Genomic DNA, 1,205 nt, shown 5'->3' with positions numbered 1-1,205 from the left:
CGGATGTTGATCAGGGTCTGCGGCGTGATCGCCTCGACGTCCTGGGTGGTCATCCGCTCGCGGACGACGCGCTCCATGCGGGCCAGGCCCAGGCGGACCTGGTTCTGGATGAGCTCGCCGACGCTGCGCAGGCGGCGGTTGCCGAAGTGGTCGATGTCGTCGACCTCGACGATCACCTCACCGTTGGCGCCCGGCATCGACTCCTCGCCCGCGTGCAGGCGGACGATGTACTCGATGGTGGCGACGATGTCCTCTTCGGTCAGCGTGCCCTGCGTGATCTCGGAGTCGACCCCGAGCTTCTTGTTGATCTTGTAGCGGCCCACCTTCGCCAGGTCGTACCGCTTGGGATTGAAGTACAGGTTCTCCAGCAGGGTCTGCGCCGACTCCTTGGTCGGCGGCTCACCCGGACGCAGCTTGCGGTAGATGTCGAGCAGCGCGTCATCCTGACCGGCCGTGTGGTCCTTCTCCAGGGTCGCCCGCATCGACTCGTACTGGCCGAACCGCTCGAGGATCTGGTCGTTGGTCCATCCCAGCGCCTTGAGAAGCACGGTGACGGCCTGCTTGCGCTTACGGTCGATGCGCACACCGACGCTGTCGCGCTTGTCGATCTCGAACTCCAGCCAGGCACCCCGCGACGGGATGACCTTGCAGCCGTACAGATCCTTGTCCGAGGTCTTGTCGACATTACGTTCGAAATAGACACCCGGCGAACGGACCAGCTGCGAGACCACGACACGCTCGGTGCCGTTGATGATGAACGTGCCCTTCGGCGTCATGAGCGGGAAATCACCCATGAACACCGTCTGGCTCTTGATCTCACCAGTGGTGTTATTGATGAACTCCGCCGTCACGAACATCGGGGCGGAGAAGGTCATGTCCTTGTCTTTGCACTCATCGACTGAGTACTTGGGCGGCTCGAACCGATGGTCGCGGAACGACAAGGACATGGTCCCCGAGAAGTCCTCGATGGGACTGATCTCTTCGAAGATCTCTTCGAGGCCCGACTGGGTCGGGACGTCCCTGCGCCCGGCCTGACGAGCCGCCTCTACCCGCCCCTTCCACTTCTCGTTGCCCAGCAACCAGTCGAACGACTCGGTCTGCAGAGCGAGAAGGTCAGGAACTTCGAGGGGCTCCTGGATACGCGCGAAAGAAACGCGACGGGGACCAGCGGGTACGGCGGAGGCGTTGCGCGAGGCTGCCAACAG

The 1,205-nt window shown here is 63.2% G+C and carries 1 pseudogene; it reads right to left on the bottom strand.

Going from position 1 to position 1,205, the window contains the following annotated elements:
• Positions 1 to 1,202, bottom strand: a pseudogene (locus tag DMB42_RS52635) (DNA-directed RNA polymerase subunit beta); the annotation flags it as partial.
• Between the last annotated feature and the right edge of the window lie 3 nt (positions 1,203 to 1,205).

The organism is Nonomuraea sp. WAC 01424 (genome assembly GCF_003947315.1).
Taxonomy (GTDB): Bacteria; Actinomycetota; Actinomycetes; order Streptosporangiales; family Streptosporangiaceae; genus Nonomuraea; species Nonomuraea spiralis.
The sequence above is the reverse complement of the archived record's forward strand: the minus strand, read 5'-3'. Positions and strand labels throughout refer to the sequence as shown.